The sequence below is a fragment of the Marivita sp. genome, from assembly GCF_051251565.1.
GTDB lineage: Bacteria > Pseudomonadota > Alphaproteobacteria > Rhodobacterales > Rhodobacteraceae > Marivita.
This window is the reverse complement of sequence record NZ_JBPOFB010000057.1, coordinates 1-2,665: the sequence shown is the minus strand read 5'-3', so window position 1 is coordinate 2,665 and position 2,665 is coordinate 1. Positions and strand designations below refer to the sequence as shown.

Below are 2,665 nucleotides of genomic sequence, written 5' to 3'. Positions count from 1 at the left end.
ACGCAGCAGCTTTCAGTTGTACCCTTTGGGTATTTACAACGTCTTGGAACATTCTATTTCTACGGTCACGATCCAAGGGGGATCGATAACAGGGGCGTACAACAAATGAAAAAACAACTGGCTCTGCTGGCATTGGCCGCAGGACTGAGCACTGGTGGCTGCGCCACCGTGATCAACGGCACCAACATCGATTACACAACCGAAACCGATCCGAGCGGTGCGAATGTCGAGTTCTTGAATGGACTGACATGCGAATCGCCTTGCGAATTGGAAATGCGCCGCGGTTCAGACAGCCGCGTGGACATCACAAAAGAAGGTTATGAGCCGGTCTATGTGCTGATCCAATCGCGCCTTGGCGGTTCGACTTTTGGCAACATCTTGCTCGGCGGCGGCATTGGCGCTGCGGTTGATGGCAGCAATGGCGCCAGCAACTTCCTGTCGCCGCGCCCGCTGATCGTGAAGCTTTCACCGATCGGATCAGGTGAGCCCGCTTTGCTGCTCGACGAAGACGGCGAAGTGGTCAGCACGGTTGATGAACACAATGACAAGGTCCGCGCAGACGTGGCCGACACAATCGGCGCAGAACGCGCTGGTCTCGCTGTTGACGAAAACGGCGTCGCGGTATCGGATGACGATTCCGAATAAGCGTGCAAACAGTTTTGTGGGTGTCTTGAAGCGCCCGCAGATTGGGGCGGTATCAGCAATGGTGCCGCCCTATTTCGTTGCTCTAAATCAGCGCGATATTTGATCCATCACCGTGCGGTCCGATCCCATCGACGGCGTGCCGATTTGCTCCACCTGCACTTTGTCCGCCTGCGGGGCATCTTCGTAGTCAATGCCGAACGACACCTCGTCATAGACCGGGTCGTAGCTGATCGGGATACCCGCCGCTTGAAGGTCTGCCAAAGTAATGAATGTGTCCGCTGCATTGCCGGACTGAAGCTGCGCCAGCTCGCTTGCGCTAAAGCGGTCTTGAAGCATATCGACAACCGAACCGAGCCGCACCGCAATGGAGCCATCGCGCTGCTCAAAATCGACCGCACCGGTCAATACGCCGTTCACTCGCGCATCCAGCTGCGTTTTCTGGACCAGCACTGCTGGCCCCGCCCCGCTACCGCTGCCGCTGCCGCTTTGGCTGGTTTCTGGAATCGGGATTGGGACCATGCCTGCCGATTGCTCACTTGCCGGCTGCGCTGTTTGCGGCTCGCTAGCCGAGGCACCCGGCAGCGTTTCACGAACACCGCCTGAAAGATCCAGCGTGCCTGCAAACGCCGCCTCAATCGCTTCATTGGCGATGGCGAGTTCGCGGCTGGTCATTGCGCTGGCCGAAAGCTCGCGGCGCGGTCTGCTCGCGCTTTGCTGATAGGTCGTCTGCTGGCTGGCAGATTGTTGCCTAGAGGGTTGCTGATCGGCGTTTTGAGCGCGCGGCAGCGGCGCCAAGCTCAGGCCTGAAATCTGCGGAATGTCTATGAGCCGCGGCCGCGTAACAGCGGGCGTCCGGCGGATCGCTGCGGGCAGTTGGTCAGGCAAACCAGCCGAGATTGAAAAAGCAACCGGCGAAGGCACTTCTACTCCGGCAAAGGCCAAGTCGAACCGTTCTGAACCTGTCTCAAGGAAGCCCAACGGCATCGCGCGCCCGGTTCCGACAAAGTTCGGGCGGGTGCTGAAAGTCAGAGACGTGGGTGCCAGCTCCTCAGCAGCCATCGCCTGCGCATACACTGGGCCTGTCGAGCCCGCGCTGGGCGACCAGATTGCACCGGGCAAAGCGGCAATCGGTTCGCTGACATCGACCCGCATATAGGGCGACCCCATCGCGCCGAGCGAAAGATCGGGTATCGTTACTGCAACTGCAATGGCCGCCGTGCCAACCAGAATGCGCGCCTTTACAGCGTAGTTTCTCGATGAAAATCCATGTGACGAAGCGCTGATTGCCGCGTCCAGAGCCGCTTGCTCAGGAGCAGGCAGGGGACCGGGAAGCAGCCGAGATGCGCGCTGATGATCGGTTTCAGCCGAGCCAGCCGCAGCAGAGCCGTGCGTTGAAATATGAGTTTGCACCGAATCCCCCCAATTCAGATTTGGCCGAAGTATGGCGAACCTCAACGTGATGTGAAAGCGATTTCTCTCCGGCGCGAACCTTGGAGCCAGCGCCTAAGCTGAAAATACCCTTCCCCTGTCCGCTGCTCAGCCCTATGCGGGTCGGCTCGCCAGCACAGATTTCCGCCTCGGATATCTTTGCGCGGGCGGAAGGCTTTTAATGCGCGACATTGCTCATCTTGGCACGCCAGAAACCGCTAGCTTAAGCTGGAGGCAGGAATTTCGCGCGACCATCGCACTTGCGACGCCGCTGGCCTTGGCCAACCTGCTTCAGATGCTGACCTATGCGATCGACGTGATCTTTATCGCGCGATTGGGTGATGAACAGCTTGCCGCTTCCGCTCTTGCCGTTTCGCTGTTTGGTCTGGTGCTTTGGGCCATGACAGCTTTGACCGGTGCCGTTGCCCCGCTGATCGCCGAGGCGATTGGCGCTGGGGGTCCAACCCTGCGGCCCGTGCGCCGCTCGGTCCGAATGGCGTTGTGGCTTGCGGTGATTGCCGGGGTGATTGGAATGGGCATCTGTCTGCTGCTTGAACCGATTATGATCGCGACAGGCCAGCAGGCCGACATC

General features: G+C 59.4%; 3 protein-coding genes. 2 read left to right on the top strand and 1 reads right to left on the bottom strand.

Translation table 11 applies throughout. The features are described 5' to 3' along the window. Positions 1-645: hypothetical protein (locus tag ACSHXH_RS19255; RefSeq protein WP_435673419.1), on the top strand; the 645-nt coding region annotated here is incomplete at its 5' end. An 87-nt stretch (positions 646-732) separates the two neighbouring features. Here the strand turns inward: ACSHXH_RS19255 and ACSHXH_RS19250 are convergent. Further along, a complete protein-coding gene (locus ACSHXH_RS19250) occupies positions 733-1,629 on the bottom strand; it encodes a hypothetical protein (RefSeq protein ID WP_435673418.1) in 897 nt (298 codons plus the stop codon). A gap of 625 nt (positions 1,630-2,254) precedes the next feature. On the opposite strand from ACSHXH_RS19250, the gene ACSHXH_RS19245 reads away from it, so the two are divergent. Beyond that, the coding region (locus tag ACSHXH_RS19245; protein ID WP_435673417.1) for an MATE family efflux transporter at positions 2,255-2,665 on the top strand (411 nt) is incomplete at its 3' end.

Bases quoted from the DNA above. Each gene is read 5' to 3' on its own strand.
- ACSHXH_RS19250 (WP_435673418.1), bottom strand. From the start codon at position 1,629: ATGCCGTTGGGCTTCCTTGAGACAGGTTCAGAACGGTTCGACTTGGCC.